Annotated in this window: 13 protein-coding genes; 6 read left to right on the top strand and 7 right to left on the bottom strand. The window is 73.0% G+C overall.

Going from position 1 to position 14360, the window contains the following annotated elements; translation table 11 throughout:
* The first annotated feature begins 117 nt into the window (after positions 1 to 117).
* From KGA66_RS08725 to KGA66_RS08740, 4 genes are all read left to right on the top strand, one after another.
* Complete coding sequence (locus KGA66_RS08725) at positions 118 to 624, top strand: DUF3995 domain-containing protein (RefSeq protein WP_211466524.1); 507 nt, start codon at positions 118 to 120, stop codon at positions 622 to 624.
* Positions 625 to 724: 100 nt separating this feature from the next.
* Positions 725 to 2575: a bifunctional 3'-5' exonuclease/DNA polymerase gene (locus KGA66_RS08730; protein ID WP_312886824.1), complete on the top strand. Its 1851-nt coding sequence runs from the start codon at positions 725 to 727 to the stop codon at positions 2573 to 2575.
* 305 nt (positions 2576 to 2880) lie between these two features.
* Positions 2881 to 3990: a GTP-binding protein gene (locus KGA66_RS08735; protein WP_211466528.1), complete on the top strand. Its 1110-nt coding sequence runs from the start codon at positions 2881 to 2883 to the stop codon at positions 3988 to 3990.
* 187 nt (positions 3991 to 4177) lie between these two features.
* Positions 4178 to 4495, top strand: coding sequence for an ArsR/SmtB family transcription factor (locus KGA66_RS08740; protein WP_211466530.1), 318 nt, complete (start codon positions 4178 to 4180; stop codon positions 4493 to 4495).
* 149 nt (positions 4496 to 4644) lie between these two features.
* Here the strand turns inward: KGA66_RS08740 and KGA66_RS08745 are convergent, their stop codons facing one another.
* From KGA66_RS08745 to KGA66_RS08755, 3 genes are all read right to left on the bottom strand, one after another.
* On the bottom strand, positions 4645 to 5370 hold the full coding sequence (locus tag KGA66_RS08745) for a hypothetical protein (RefSeq protein ID WP_211466532.1): 726 nt from the start codon (positions 5368 to 5370) through the stop codon (positions 4645 to 4647).
* Positions 5371 to 5466: 96 nt separating this feature from the next.
* Positions 5467 to 7923, bottom strand: a complete 2457-nt coding sequence (locus KGA66_RS08750; RefSeq protein WP_211466534.1) for a glycoside hydrolase family 95 protein — start codon at positions 7921 to 7923, stop codon at positions 5467 to 5469.
* A gap of 105 nt (positions 7924 to 8028) precedes the next feature.
* On the bottom strand, positions 8029 to 8685 hold the full coding sequence (locus tag KGA66_RS08755) for a ThuA domain-containing protein (protein ID WP_211466536.1): 657 nt from the start codon (positions 8683 to 8685) through the stop codon (positions 8029 to 8031).
* 55 nt (positions 8686 to 8740) lie between these two features.
* Here KGA66_RS08755 and KGA66_RS08760 point away from each other — a divergent pair, with 55 nt between their 5' ends.
* A complete protein-coding gene (locus KGA66_RS08760; protein ID WP_211466538.1) occupies positions 8741 to 9352 on the top strand; it encodes a P-loop nucleotide/nucleoside kinase family protein in 612 nt (203 codons plus the stop codon).
* Positions 9349 to 10089, top strand: coding sequence for a phosphodiesterase (locus KGA66_RS08765; RefSeq protein WP_211466540.1), 741 nt, complete (start codon positions 9349 to 9351; stop codon positions 10087 to 10089). The genes KGA66_RS08760 and KGA66_RS08765 overlap by 4 nt, the downstream gene beginning before the upstream one ends.
* 48 nt (positions 10090 to 10137) lie before the next feature.
* On the opposite strand, the gene KGA66_RS08770 is transcribed toward KGA66_RS08765, so the two are convergent.
* The 4 genes from KGA66_RS08770 to KGA66_RS08785 all read right to left on the bottom strand — a co-directional run bounded on the left by KGA66_RS08770 (position 10138) and on the right by KGA66_RS08785 (position 14359).
* Positions 10138 to 10902, bottom strand: coding sequence for a hypothetical protein (locus tag KGA66_RS08770; RefSeq protein WP_211466542.1), 765 nt, complete (start codon positions 10900 to 10902; stop codon positions 10138 to 10140).
* A 242-nt stretch (positions 10903 to 11144) separates the two neighbouring features.
* Complete coding sequence (locus tag KGA66_RS08775; protein ID WP_211466544.1) at positions 11145 to 12368, bottom strand: D-alanyl-D-alanine carboxypeptidase family protein; 1224 nt, start codon at positions 12366 to 12368, stop codon at positions 11145 to 11147.
* Positions 12369 to 12464: 96 nt separating this feature from the next.
* Positions 12465 to 13589 (bottom strand): phosphotransferase enzyme family protein, encoded by a 1125-nt coding sequence (locus KGA66_RS08780; protein WP_211466546.1) that lies wholly within the window; start codon positions 13587 to 13589, stop codon positions 12465 to 12467.
* Positions 13589 to 14359, bottom strand: a complete 771-nt coding sequence (locus KGA66_RS08785; RefSeq protein WP_438822024.1) for an ABC transporter ATP-binding protein — start codon at positions 14357 to 14359, stop codon at positions 13589 to 13591. The genes KGA66_RS08780 and KGA66_RS08785 overlap by 1 nt, the downstream gene beginning before the upstream one ends.
* Position 14360 lies beyond the last annotated feature (1 nt).

Raw genomic sequence — 14360 nt, forward strand, 5'->3', positions numbered from 1 at the left:
TGACACCGTGCCCGCCAAGGCTCCCGACCGGCCTCGCATACGCAGCGCAGTCGCGCCGAGTCGTGGCATCGTGTAACGGTGCATCGGGGATCACGGGGGAGCGGTGGACCGGGCGCGGTGCGGCCCGGACCGTGGAGCGGATACCTGGCCGCCGCCTGGGCGTTCGCGTTCGCGGTACCCAGCTTCCTCTGGGGCTGCGGGATGCACGTGGGCGTGCAGTCCGTCGGGCGTGACCTGCGCTACTACACCTGGTCCAATCATGCGGCGGCGCTGGTGTTCGTTCTGTTCACCGGTTGCCTGAAGGTCGTCGGCGGCCTGTTCGCGCTCGCTCTCGTGCGACCGCGCGCGCCGCTGCCGGCCCGGCGCCTGACGCTCGTCGGCGGCTATCTCCTCGCCGGATTCCTCCTCCTCTACGGCCTGCAAGACATCGTGCTGCCGGCTCTGATGGAGACCCACGTCATCCACGTGCCCCGGGATCCGGACTGGTTCGCGATCCGCTGGCACCTGATCCTCTGGGGACCGTACTTCGCGGCCTGGGGCGCCCTGCTCGCACTGGCGGTCCACCATTATCAGGGTGCGCCGAATGCGCGGACGCCGCACGCGGCGCCGAATGCGCCCGCATAACCTGACCATCCCGGCCCCTGCCCGGCGCGCGGCCCGCTTGGTGCGCCTTCGCTCCGGGCCGCCATCGGCCGTTGTCGGTGCCCGGCGCGAAGATGAAGGCGTGCGGATCGCGGTGACCATCGACGCCGCCGAGCCCGGAGGCACCGGCCTGTCCGGTTGGCTCCAGGTCTTGGCGGACGACGGCGCGCCCACCGGGCCGCCGCGCCGCGCCGCCGATCTCGCCGCCGCAGTCGCCGAACACGAGTGCGCCGACCCCCGGCCGCGCTGGGTGTGGGCGGCCACGGATTCCGATTACCCGCGCCTGCTGTGCGCGGGTGTACGCGTCGAACGCTGCCACGACACAGCCCTGACCGAGGCGTTGCTGCTCGGCCGCGCGGGCCGCTTCGGCGAGCCGCGCTCCCTGGAAGCGGCGTGGGCGCGCCTGCACGGTCTGCCGGTGCCCGAGGACCCGAAGCCCGCGGCGCGGCAGGAGCAGGGCGCCCTGTTCGGCGCCGCTGCGGCCGAGATCGCCGGCGTCGACGCCGCGACGAGCGCGCAGCGGCGGCTGGAACTGCTGACCGAAGTGCACGCGCGACAACTGCGCCGGATCGCGGGCACGGCCCCGGCCGGCTTCGCCACCCTGGTCGCCGCCGAATCCGCCGGCGCGCTGGCCGCCGCGGAGATCGCGGCCGGCGGCCTGCCGTGGCGGGTCGACGCGCACGACGCGGTGCTCACGCAACTGCTCGGGCCGCGGCCCTTCGGGGACGCGCCGCCCGCCAAACTCGCCGAACTGGCCACCCGGATCGGCAGCGCGCTGGGCCATCCGCACGGCCGGGGCTTCAACCCGGACTCTCCGGCCCAGGTGCTGCGCGCACTGCGGCACGCCGGGTTCCCCGTGCAGTCCACCAGGGCCTGGGAGTTGCGCCGCGTCGAGCACCCGGCCGCCGCGCTGCTGCTGGAGTACAAGGAGCTCTCCCGCCTTCACGCCGCGCACGGCTGGGCCTGGCAGGACGCCTGGGTCAAGGGTGGCAGGTTCCGGCCCGAATACGTCGTCGGGGGAGTGGTCTCGGGCAGGTGGGCCACCCGCAACAGCGGCGCGTTGCAGATCCCGCGCATCATGCGCCGCGCCGTCATAGCGGACGAAGGCTGGTCGCTGATCGTCGCGGACGCCGGGCAGCTCGAACCGCGCGTGCTCGCCGCCGTGTCCCGGGACCTCGGCCTGGCCCGGGCCGCGGCAGAAGGGGACCTGTACGCCGCGCTCGCCGCGGAAGCCTTCGACGGCGACCGCGCCGCGGCGAAACGCGCGCTGCTTGGCGCGATGTACGGGCAGACCAGCGGCGGTATCGGTTCGCTGCTCACGGTGCTGCGCAAGCGTTTCCCGGTCGCGATGGCGTACGTCGAGGACGCGGCGAGGACGGGCGAACGCGGCGGCGTGGTCCATTCGAGGCTCGGCCGGGCCTGCCCGCCGCCCTCGTCCGGCTGGCGCAGCGTGGTCAGCGGTCTGCCCGCCGACGAGGACGGCGCGGCCGCCGGGCAGGCTGCGCAGGCGGGCGGCGCGGAGCCGGACTTGGACGCGGACGCGGGATCCGAGCCGGGCGAGCACGACCCGGCGCGACGCTCCGGGCAGGCGGCCCGCAGCCGCGGCCGGTTCACCCGCAACTTCGTGATCCAGGCCAGCGCCGCAGACTGGGCGCTGGTGTGGCTCGCGGTGCTGCGCCGCAGGCTTTCCGGGATCGCGGGCGGCGCGGACCGCGCGCAGTCCGGCGCCGCCGGGCTCTTCGCCGCGGCGCCGCACCTGGTCTTCTTCGTGCACGACGAAGTGGTCGTGCACACCCCGGCCGCGCTCGCGCAGGAGAGCGCCGCGGCGGTGGCGCAGGCCGCGGAGGAAGCGCGCCGCATCGTGTTCGGCCCCACCCCCGTGCGCTTCCCGCTGGCGACCGCCATCGTGGACTGCTACGCGGACGCCAAGTGAGGCCCCCGGCCGCGAACCCTGACCGGACAGCCATATCAGGGATCGTCATCAGTTGGCGGATTACGCCGCTCGGGTCACGGTCCGGCGTGGATTATTGACATGCATCGATCCGCTGCGCAATGGTGGTCCCGTCCGCCCGGTGTGCCAGTGTTCTCATGAACACCGGCACGGCGCTCCTGGCGGTTGCGCATCACGGGGATTTGCGAACGCACCACGGCCGCAGGCCGGCGACACGACGGGTCCTGCCACAGCGAGGGCGGGCCGCGTGCGGGTCCACCGGCGCAACCGAAGGGACCGACCCGCCCGTGATCACTCTGGTACCGCTGTCCGGCTTCCTGGGCTCCGGCAAGACCACGACGCTGATCTCGGCGGCCATCGCCCTGCAGCGCACCGGGCGGCGGGTCGCCGTGGTCACCAACGACCCGGGTGAGGCGCTGGTGGACACCGGGCTGGCCCGCGGCGGACTGGGCGAGGTCACCGAACTGGCCGGCGGCTGCCTGTGCCGGCGCGTGCCGGAACTGTCCGCGCTGCTGGCCGAGGCGGCCGAGTCCGGCAGGACGGACCTCGTGCTCGTCGAGGCCTCGGGCGCCTGCGCCGACCTGTACGAGAACGTGGTGCGCCCGCTGCGCGCACGCCGCGACCTGGTCACGGTCGCGCCGCTGACCGCTGTCGTCGACCCGCTGCGGCTCGATGCCGTCAACCGCATCGCGCAAGACGGCGAACCCGAGGCGGACTTCGCCCACCTGTTCGGCAGGCAGCTGGCCGACGCGGAACTGCTCGCGATCAACAAGACCGACCTGCTCGGCGGCGAGCGCACCGCGAAGTTCGAGGCGCGCCTCGCGGCGGACCATCCGGACGCCGCGGTGCTCTCCTACAGCGCGGCGACCGGCGCCGGGCTCGACGCGCTCGTGCGCGCCTGGACCCGCCCGCCCGCTCATGCGCCCGTCGCCCGGCGCGGCCCGGCGTTCGACCCCGCCCGGCACGCGGCGGCCGAGGCGCAGCTCTCCTGGCTCAACGAGGCGTTCCGGGTCACCGCGGCCGCGGCCGACTTCGAGGCGCTCTCCTGGGGCGCCGCGGTGCTGGGCCACCTGTCGCAGTGGGCTGCGTCCACCGGCTGCTTCACCGGGCACGTCAAGCTCGCCGTGCGCACGCCCGCGGGCCTGGCCAAGCTCAGCGTGACAGACAGCGGCGCACCGCCACGCGCGGACCGGGCGCCGGCCCGGCCGGTGGAACACGGCTACGCCACCGTCAACGCCAGGATCGCCTGCCGGCCGGCGGCCCTCGACGGCGCCCTGCGCGCCGCGCTGGCCGCCGCCGACGCGGCGCACGGGGCCACTTCGCACGCGCCGCGGCCGGCATCCTTCCGCACTGCTCACCAGCACCCCTCGCAACGGCCGCTGGCCGCCACCGGATAGGCGCCACCCGCCACTCAGCGCTCTGCATCGAATGCCGGATATCGGCGCGCCCCCGACGGCAATCCACTACAGTCTGCATACGGCCGAGTGCGGTCGGCCAGCCTGCCCGCCCTTCGTGGCCTGCTTCGTCTCCCCACCCTCTGTCTCGTATGACGCCGAAAGTCAGTGCCCGATGCCGCCACCTCCCGTGATTCGCAGTGTCCTGATCGATCGCAGCACCGCCGCGACCTACGCGGCGTGGTTCAAGGCGCTGGCCGACCCGACCCGGGTGCAGATCCTCAATCTGCTGGCCGCGGCGCACCGGCCGCTGAGCGTCGGCGAGATCGTCGAACACGCCGAAGTGGGTCAGCCGACCGTCTCGCACCACCTGAAGATCCTCGCCCAGATGCGGTTGGTGCGCCGCCGCCGGGACGGTACCAGCGTGCTTTACACCGTCGACCGGGCCGCGCTCGAATCCTGCCCCAGCGCGGCCGACGCGGTCTCCGGCCGCCCGCTGCTGCGCTGATCCGCCGCGCGACCCCGGCTCCGGCCGGCGGCGCTCCCGGACAAGGCGCTACGTGCCGCGCACCCTAGGCGGTGTTGGGGAATGTATCAAGGCAACGATTCGACCGCCGCTTTGTCGGATTCGCCCCTTGAGGCATTCCCCAACACTGCCTAACCGTCCTGCGCGACCAACAACGGCGCGGGTGCCTTGAAACGCACCAGGTTCAACTCCTGCGCGCTGCGCGCCACCAGCCGGTTCAGCAGCACCGACTCCGGACCGACCCCCAGCGCCTCGGCCAGCGCCGCCTGCGCCGCGGCGACGTGCGGCCGCGCGCCGCAGGCCGCCCGCAGGTCGATCGAGCGGCGCAGCAGTGCCAGCCCCGCCTCCCGGTCCTGCTCCAGCAGGTGGAAACCCTGGTGGCGCACGACATACGACTCCAGCAGCAGGTCGCCCTCCTCCAGCGCGGCCGCCAGCGCCCGCCGGTACGCCGCCTGCGCGGCCTGTCGTTCGCCGCGCAGGTTCTCCAGCGTCACCCCGTGCCAGAACACCGCCCAGCCCGGACCCACCTGGCCGTCCAGACGCTTGAACTCGGCGACCGGATCCGGGCCGAGCGCGTCCGGCCCGGACCTGAACAGCTGCCGCCAGTATTCGAGCACCGCGGTCAGGAACGCCGCCGCAGCGGGTTCCTCAAGCGCTGTCGCCTCGATCGCCGCCAGCGCCTCGTCCACCGGATCGAGGGACCAGGTGTGCCGGTCCACCAGGATCTCCGCGCGCAGCACCGCGCCCGGCGTGCCCTCCGGAGTCAGGCGCAGCGCTCCGCTCCAGTCCCCGGCGCGCTGCAACCGGCGCGCCGCGCCCAGCCGCGGATCGGCGTAGTACATACTGTCGCTCTTCATGAAGCCCGATCCTGTCCGAAGGCCGCCGACGCGGCGGTGAGTTTGCCCGCATGTGACATACGACCCGGTCGTCCGCCGCGACCGGAGACCATGATGTCAGGAGATTACAGTCACCCGCTGACCGGACGTCAGCTCCAGCCGTCGCGCGCGTGACGTGCCGTCAGTCTCCTGCCACCGCACCTCGACCGTGGTACCGGCCTGTGCCTCCACGACGAGCGCGGTTGGCGCCCCCTGCGCCCAAGCCAGCTCGACGATGCTCACCGCGCCGCGCGCCCGCAGCCCGGTGACGCGGCCCTCGGGCCACTGCGCGGGCAGCGCCGGCAGCACCTCGATCACCGGCGCCCCGCCCTCGACCGCGTGACTCTGCACGAGCATCTCCGCGACCGCCGCCGTCACGCCGGAATTCCCGTCGATCTGGAACGGCGGATGCGCGCACAGCAGCGAACGGTAGACCCCGCCGGCCTGGTCGGCGGCGCCGGGCGGCGCGACCGGAACCGGCCGCAGGTACCGCCCCAGCAGCCGATGCGCCGCGGCGCCGTCGCCCAGCCGCGCCCACAGCGCCGCCTTCCACGCCAGCGACCAACCGGTGCCCCCGTCCCCGCGTTCCTCCAGCGCGCGCCGCGCCGCGTCGCGCAGCACCGGATCCACTGCCACCACGCTGCCGGGGTAGAGCCCCACGAGATGCGAGAGGTGCCGGTGGTGCGGGTCGACCGGCTCGCGCTCGGCCGACCACTCCAGCAGCTGCCCCCGCGAGCCGACCCGCAGCGGCGCGAGCCGGCCCAGCGCCGCGCGCACCTCCCGAACCGTCGCGGTGTCCTGTTGCGTGAGCGGCACCCCGGCCGCGACGAGCTGCTCGGTGCCTTCGAGTACGAACCCGAACAGTTCGCGCGCCAGCGTCAGGTCCATCGCGCAGCCCCGGTCCACGGCGGCCGGGCCGTCCGCCGTCGCGAACTGGTTCTCCGGGCTCGTGGACGGGCTGGTGACCAGGTGGCCGTCCTCGTCCTCGACCAGCAGGTCGAGCACGAACCGCGCGGCCTCCAGCGCGACCGGCACCGCGACGGCCGCGAGGAAGGCCGGATCGCGGCCGAAGCGCCAGCGTTCGGCCAGGTGCGTGCTCAGCCACGCGCCCCCCAGCGGCCACTGCGACCACATCGGATCGCCTTGGCCCGCGCCGACCGGCACCGCCAGCCGCCACAGGTCGGTGTTGTGGTGGCAGGTCCAGCCGCGCGCCCCGTAGATCCCGCGGGCGGCCGGCCTTCCGGCCTCGGACAGGTCGGCGACCAGGCGCAGCAGCGGCTCGTGGCACTCCGGCAGCGCGGTGCACTCGGCCGGCCAGTAGTTCATCTCGGTGTTGATGTTGACCGTGTACTGGCAGTTCCACGGCGGCGTCAGCTCGGCGTTCCAGATCCCCTGCAAGGTCGCGGCCTGCGTGCCCGGGCGGGAGGAGGCCAGCAGCAGGTAACGGCCGAACGCGAAGGCCAGCGCGCACAGCTGCTCGTCGGCGCGCCCGTCCGCGCGCAGGGCCAGCCGCTCGTCGGTGGGCAGCCGCGGGTCCGCCGCGCCGGCGGGCAGCTCGAACATGACGCGGTCCATCACCGCGCGGTGCTCGTCGACGTGCGCGGCGAGCACCTTCTCCCAGCCCTGATCCAGAGCCGAGCGCACGTCCCGGTACGCCGCGGCGAGGCACTGCTCGCCGTCCCGGGCCGGCGCGACATCCCAGCCTTCGAATCCGGTGCGGATCGCGACATACGCCGTCAGCGCCCGCGCACCGCGCACGGTGACGCAGGGGTCTGATCCAGTGCTCACCGCAGCGGTGGCGGCCTCGTCCGCCTCCACGCACAACACGGCGGACGCGCGAATGGAACGCCGCTCGTCGTCCTCGTCGACGACGCCCTGCGTGGACGGCCAGGGCAGGACATGGCGCGGCGCGGCCAGCAGCAACTCCAGCGCGGGCACGCCGGGTGCATCCTCATCGGCGCCACCCGCCGCGGCGCGCACCCCGGCCCGGTGCTGCGGCGTCTCAAGACGCAGATTCAGCTGTAGTCCGGCCGGATCCTCGGTCTCCAGCCGCACCGCGACCACATCGTGCCGCGCGCTCGCGAGCACCCGATGACGCACCCGCCGGCCCGGCCCGCCCCACTCGACCGCGGCCACGCCGTCGCGCAGGTCCAGCGAGCGCCGGTAGTCCGCGGCGGCCTTCCCCTCGGCCGCGCCGACGAACTCGATCACCAGGTCCCCGACCGGCTGCAGCGCCTCGGCGTCAGCGCCCTGCGTCGCCCGCAGCGTCTGCCCGGCCTCGACGTGACGGCCCTCCCGCAGTTGCTCGCGCGCCTGCGCCAGGACCTGCGGCGCGACCTCGGGCACGGCGGTGTCCGCGGGCCCGGACCAGAACGTGTCCTCGTTCAGGTTTATCCGCTCCACCGGCAGCGTCCCGTGCACCATCGCCCCCAGCCTGCCGCTGCCCACCGGCAGCGCCTCGGCCCAGGCCGCCGCGGGCTCGCGATACCACAGCTCCAGGGCTTGCTGCTCGCAGGACAGGGATCGTTGCGTCATGCGTTTCACCGTCACAGGTCTTGGTCGGGGAGTAATGGTCCGCGCCCGGGTATCCCGCCGCGCTCGGCTCAATCCGGCAGCTCGGTCCGCCGGCTCGATCCGGGCTCAGTCCAACCGGGCCGCCCACGCCAGCGCGCCGGCCAGGTGCGCGCGGAAACCGGCGTCCGCGTAAGCGGCCTCGTCGTGCCCGAGCGCGGTGAAGAAGGAGCGGCCGCCGCAGTTCTCGTGGCACCACGCCAACGGGTGGTCCGGCCCCATCGTCCCGCCCTGATAGCAGCGTTCGTCGATGGACGCGAGCACCCGCACCGCCCCGCGCGGGTTGGTCTCGAACTCGTACCACTCGTCGCTGAACGGCCACTGTGCCGGCAGATGCGCGGTGGCCGGGTGCCGCTGGTCCTCCACCGTCACCACGGCCGCCTGGTAGTCCGGATGGCGGGCGAACCGCGCGCCGACCAGGTCGCCGAAGAACCGCCAGCCGGTTTCGGTGCCCGCCGCCAGATGCACCCCGACGAACCCGCCGCCGGAACCCACCCACGCGCCGAACGCCGCCCGGCCCTGCGCGGTGAGCACATCACCGCTGGTAGACAGGAACACCACCACCCGGTAGCCCGCCAGCGTCGCGGCGGTGAAGGCCCCGGGATCCTGCGTCGCCTCGACGGCGAGACCCACCTCGCGGCCGAGATCGCGCAGCGCGGCCACGCCGGCCGGGATCGAGTCGTGCCGGAACCCCGTCGTACGTGTGTACACCAGCGCGCGATGCATCGGCCCACCCTAACGCGGCGACCCGGGTGCCGCGCCATGTGCGAGGATTCCCCTCGTGGGCGATCACGACAGCGCACCCGTTTGGATCGTCGCGGGCGCACCCGGAGCCGGCAAGACGACGGTCGGCGAACTGCTGGCCACCCGGCTCGACCCGCACCCGGCCGTCCTCGACAAGGACACCGTCTACGGGTCCTTCGTCGCCGCGATCCTCGCCGCGGCCGGCCGGGAGCCGGGGGAGCGGGAGGGCGAGTGGTATGACGCGCACGTCAAGCCGCACGAATATCAGGGCTTGACCGCGACGGCCCGCGAGATCCGCCGGCACGGCTGCCCGGTGCTGCTGATCGCGCCGTTCACGGGCCAGATCCGCGACCCGCGGCGGTGGACCGAGTGGACCGGGCTGCTCGGCGGGGGACAGGTCCGTCTCGTGTGGGTCTCCTGCGAACCGGCGGTCCTGCGCGAGCGACTGCTGGCGCGCGCCAGCGAACGCGACGGCGCGAAGCTGGCGGCCTACACACAGTTCGTGGAGCGTATGCGTCCTGACGAACCGCCGCCGGTCGCCCACTTCCCGGTCCACAATACGAGTGACCGCAACGGCGTATGGCCGCCCCCTGCCCTCACCGAGCAGATCGGGCGGTTACTTGAGGAAGTGAACGGAGCGAACGGGTGATCACGGTCGCGCACGTCAGCGATGTCCACATCGGCACCTCGGAGCGCAACGAGCACCGGGCGCGCCGCGTCTTCGCGCACCTGGCCCGGCTGCCGCGCCCGGTCGACGCCGTCGTGGTCACCGGCGACATCGCCGACCACGGCGCGCCCGAGGAATACGACAGGGCCCGGGCGCTGATCGCGGCGCTGCCCTATCCGGTGTTCACCTGCCCAGGCAACCACGACGAGCTCGGCGCGTACGTCAAGGGTCTGCTGGGCGAGGAACCCCCGCAGGGGCCGGTCAACCGGGTGCGCACCGCCGCGGGCGCGGTCTTCGCCATGTGCGATTCCACGGTGCCGGGCCGGCCCGGCGGCTATCTCGCGGACCCGACGCTGCAATGGCTCGACGCGGTGCTCGCCGACGCCGGCGACGCGCCCGTCTTCGTGTGCTTCCACCACCCTCCGGTGGTCATCCACGCGCCGTACCTGGACGAGATGCGCCAGAGCGGCGGCGAGCGCCTGGCCGCGGTGCTCGACCGCCACCGCAACGTGGCCGCCGTACTGACCGGCCACGCGCACACCCCGGCCGCCACGACCTTCGCCGGGCGGCCGCTGCTGATCGCGCCGTCGGTGATCTCCACGGTAACGCTGCCGTGGGAGGGCGACGGCCTGATCGACAACGAGCCGCCCGCCGCGCTCGCCTTCCACGTCCTCGACGACGAGCGCCGGCTGATCACGCACTTCCGCGTCGTGGCATAGCGCTTCAGTCAGGATCGCGCCTGTCCCGTCGGCCTGAGCGAGCGCGGGCTACTGAATCGTGGCCGCGTCTTTCCACATGCCATTTGACGCGACATAGATGCGGTCGTCACTCGGTGGGTAATCGAGCTCGAACGGCTGACCGTCAGGGGCGCTGATGTCCACGGTGCCGCTTTGCGAACCCTGGCTCCAGTCCACTTCGTAGACATATGTCTCGTCATAGTGTTGGGCCATGATCGTTCCTTCGTATGCTTCAAGGCAGAAGACCTCGGGATCGGATTTTGACACCGTGTACTGTGCATCCGGCGGTGCGGTCGAGCCGTCCGCGTTGTCGAGCACCAGTTGTGGCGACGGTGCACTCAGGTCCACCGAGTAGTGACGAACATCGAGATTTGAGCCGCAGCCCATCCCGCTTGATATTCCGGTGCCGCGTACCGGTTCTTTCCGGGAGAGAACCTTGACCCTGAGATTGCGAATGACGACATCTTCGTCGGTCTTTCCCTGAAGGGTGATGTCAAAGGCCGCGTTTTCGTCGTCGATTCCGCCGTGGTCGAGCGCCCACGTCTCGTCCTGCGCAAGGCTGTGAGTACCGGTTCCCACGTCGTAGAAGGGAATTTTCGTGATCGGCTCCGGGAAGGTCCAGCTGTGACAGCCATTGAGCACTGCGTTGTTGTCCAGCGCAACGGTCCACGAGAAGGGCGCCCCGGGAGAGGTCAGTCCGGTTCCGGTGCTGATCTTGGCAGCGCCGCTGGAAACGGCGTTCGAGATCATCGGCACGACAGCGGCCGTGATCCCTGCTCCTAGCACGGTGAGCATCCAGTTCCTCGGCCTGGCCCACCAGCGATCGCTCGTAGCCGAGCGCCCGGACGGCTGCGCCGGCCGCCTGCGATCTCCCCGCAACGTGCGACTCTTGTATCCCGTCACTGACCGCCCACCCCATCACCGTCGCCGGCCGCATCGGATCCGCGGGCATCCCATCTCGCGGCGACACCACGATCACCGCTCGGTGACGCGCCAGAGGTCAGACCATTGAAATGCCGCGACCACCTGCTGTGGCGCTAACGAAGCCTGCTGACAACACGGTAATCGGGCTCTGCTTCGCTGCGCAACGTGAGCACCGCGGCTGAGGGCGGACCGGAGACCTTGAGGGAGTAACGCAGCCCCGGCCAGCCGAGCACGGTCACGTCGGCCGGCACCGCCAGAGCCCGGTCCGCGTGCATGGCCTGCCGCACGACGGCCACGCCGCGCCCGGCCGGCAGCACCGTCGCGGCCGAGACCACCGAGCCGGCCGCCCGGACCAGGCGGCCCGCCGCCGCCAGCGCGTGCGGCAGGATCGTCGTACTGGTCCCCGGCTGTCCGAGCACCACACCGAACAGCCGCCGCGTGACGCCCCCCGGACCCGCCGGCGTGTCCGCCGCGAACATCAGGCAACCGCCGGCCGCCATCGTCGAACCCGTCTTGATCCCGACCACGCCGTCGCGGCCCAGCAGCGAGTTGAAGTTGCGGATCGGGCCGGCCACCGGGATGACCGCCTGCTTCTGCGCCACCAGCTGCGCGAAGGCGGGGATGCGCATCGCCGCCTTCGCCAGCAGCAACTGGTCCGGCGCGGTCGACACCGTCGCGGCATCCAGACCGGACGGATCCGTGTACGTCGAATGCGTTATGCCGAGCTCAGCCGCGCTGCGGTTGAGCCGGACGAGGAAAGCCGGCACGCTGCCCGCGTCCCAGCGCGCCAGGATCTGCGCGACGTTGTCCGCCGAAGCCAGCAGCAGCGCGTCGAGCGCGTCGCGCTCGGTGATCCGCTCGCCCGCGCGCACCGGCACCACCGATTCGCCCTTGGCCACCTGCCCCCAGTACGAAGCTGCCTGCTCCCGCGAGACCGTCAGGGCCGGGCCCGTCTCGCCCGGCGCGAGCGGGTGGTCGGCCAGCACCTGATAGGCGGTCAGCACCTTCGCCACGCTCGCGATCGGCACCGCCTTCGTCACCGGCCCCGACGCCCCGAGCTGCCCGAGGCCGTCGAAGGCGAGCACCGCCTGGCCCGAGGCCGGCCAGGGCAGGACCGGCGGCGTGCCGGGAAACAGGTAGGAATCCGGCACCTCTGGCACCACCCGGGCGGGTGCGAGCACCGGCGCGGCGAAAACCGCCCCCACCCCGCCGCCGGCTGCGGCGACCAGGCCGAGCACCAGCCAGAACCGCAGCCGCGTGCGGCGGCGCCGCCGCGAGGTGACCGCGCGGGCGCTCGGACCGCCGCTCGCCCGCCGGCGGACGCCCACTTTTCCCATGGCGAGCAAGATACGGTGCGCCGTCGCGTCCGGGAGGTTGCAGCGCCGCGTGGCGCGGGCAGGTTACTCCGGTCGGCCGGTCGGCCGGTCGGCCGGTCAGCCGTCGAGCGCCGCGCGCAGCCGGTCCAGCAGCGCGGCCCCGACCGGGCCCGCGAACCACGCCGTGTGGTCGACGAGGTACCGGTAGGCCAGTTCCGCGTTCGCCGCCGAGCCGGTCACGCCGCGGAAGTACTCGATCTCGCTCAACGCGTAGTCGGCATGGCAGAGCGCGAGCAGATCGGGCAGCGCCGCCCGCTCCGCCGGTGTCAGCTTCCTGACCTGCTGGTACCCGTCGATCAGGGCGAGCGCCGCGTCGCCGTGCACCGCGCCCGCTCCCGCGCGCTCCAGTTCCAGCCACCGCACCGCGTTGCGTTCGATCGCGGTGGCCAGGTCGTGCACGGCGAACGCCCGATCGCACAGACCGAAGTCCAGCACCGCGGAGACCTTCGCGCCGCGCCACAGCAGATTCGAGGCGTGGAAGTCGTTGTGCGTCCACAGCGGTTCGAGCGCGGACAGCTGCGAAGCCAGCCGCGCGTGGAAGGGCAGATGCCAGCGCTCGATGTCCGCGCGCCAAGCACGCGCGCAGAGGTCTTCGGCCAGAGCGGGGCGCGCGGCGGCGTACCGCTCGACGGCCGTGAGCGGATCGGCGGCGGCGAAGACCGAGAACCCCGCGGTCAATTGCCGGGCGGCCCGCGGCGGCGCGTCATATCCGTGCGCAGCCCGGTGCAGCTCGGCCAGAGCGCGGCCCGCCGCGTGGGCGTGCTCGATCCGGGTGAACGGCGACCACGAGATCGCGTCGCGGTACAGGTCGTCCCCGTCGCCGACCGTATGTACCTCGTAGGTCCACTCGCCCGCGGCGACTGCGCTGTTCCCGTGCTCGTCCGCCAGCACCCCTACCACGGCGCCGCCGCCGCGCCGCAGATGAGCGAGGAAGGAGTGCTCCTCCTGAAGGCCGCAGAGCGTGCGCACGTCGCGGTGATGCCGCTTGACGAACAGCGCCCCGCCCCGGGCCGTCGCCACCAGCCCGGCCGCGGACAGCGGACGCGGCGAGCGCCACGTCAACGCCCGCGCACCGCCGGCCTGCGGATAGCGGCGCAGCACCGCGTCGACCTCGTCGAGGGTGAGCGGCGGCCAGTCCGGGGCGACGCTCGCGGGGCCGAGACCGTGTACGAGGTGCGACATCAGGGTGCTTCAGTGCTCGATCGCCCGGGCTCCTGCGCCGGCAGTCCCAGCGCGCCGAGCACCTCCTGTTCCCGCGCGGCGAACTCGGGCAGCAGGAAGGTCTGCGCGGTGCGCGGCCGCGGCAGGCTGACGACGATTCGAGCGGCGAGCCGGGCCGGGCGCGGGGTGAACACGTACACCGAGTCCGCCAGGAACACCGCCTCCCGGATGTCGTGGGTGACCAGCAGCACCGTCCAGCCGTGCCGCTGCCACATGCCCGCCAGCCACAGCTGCATCTGGGTGCGGGTCAGCGAGTCGAGCGCGCCGAAAGGCTCGTCGAGCAGCAGCAGCGGGCGGCCCATCGCCACCGTGCGCAGCAGCGCCGCGCGCTGGCGCATCCCGCCCGACAGCTGCCCGGGATAGGAGCGCTCGAAGCCGTCCAGCCCGAAGTCCGCGAACAGCGGCCGCACCCGTTCGCGGGCCGCCCGCCGGGACACCCCCTGTACTTCGAGGCCGAGCGCGGCGTTGTCCTGGATCGTGCGCCACGGGAAGAGCAGATCCTTCTGCGGCATGTATGAGACCAGTTCGTTGTGCCCGGTCGCCACGCGGCCGTCGATGCGCACTTCACCGCCGGCCGGGCGGTCGAGGCCCGCGATGATGTTGAAGAGCGTCGACTTGCCGCTGCCGCTCGGACCGATGATCGCGGCGAACTCGCCCGGACGCACGGCCAGGTCGATGCCGTCGAGGACGCGCAGCGGCTGCTGCCCGGTGCGCGGGAACTGCTGGACCAGC

It is taken from the genome of Actinocrinis puniceicyclus (assembly GCF_018283645.1).
In the GTDB taxonomy this organism is placed as follows: Bacteria; Actinomycetota; Actinomycetes; order Streptomycetales; family Catenulisporaceae; genus Actinocrinis; species Actinocrinis puniceicyclus.

Bases quoted from the DNA above. Each gene is read 5' to 3' on its own strand.
- KGA66_RS08745 (WP_211466532.1), bottom strand. From the start codon at position 5,370: ATGAAGAGCGACAGTATGTACTACGCCGATCCGCGGCTGGGCGCGGCG.
- KGA66_RS08750 (WP_211466534.1), bottom strand. From the start codon at position 7,923: ATGACGCAACGATCCCTGTCCTGCGAGCAGCAAGCCCTGGAGCTGTGG.
- KGA66_RS08755 (WP_211466536.1), bottom strand. From the start codon at position 8,685: ATGCATCGCGCGCTGGTGTACACACGTACGACGGGGTTCCGGCACGAC.
- KGA66_RS08770 (WP_211466542.1), bottom strand. From the start codon at position 10,902: ATGCTCACCGTGCTAGGAGCAGGGATCACGGCCGCTGTCGTGCCGATG.
- KGA66_RS08775 (WP_211466544.1), bottom strand. From the start codon at position 12,368: ATGGGAAAAGTGGGCGTCCGCCGGCGGGCGAGCGGCGGTCCGAGCGCC.
- KGA66_RS08780 (WP_211466546.1), bottom strand. From the start codon at position 13,589: ATGTCGCACCTCGTACACGGTCTCGGCCCCGCGAGCGTCGCCCCGGAC.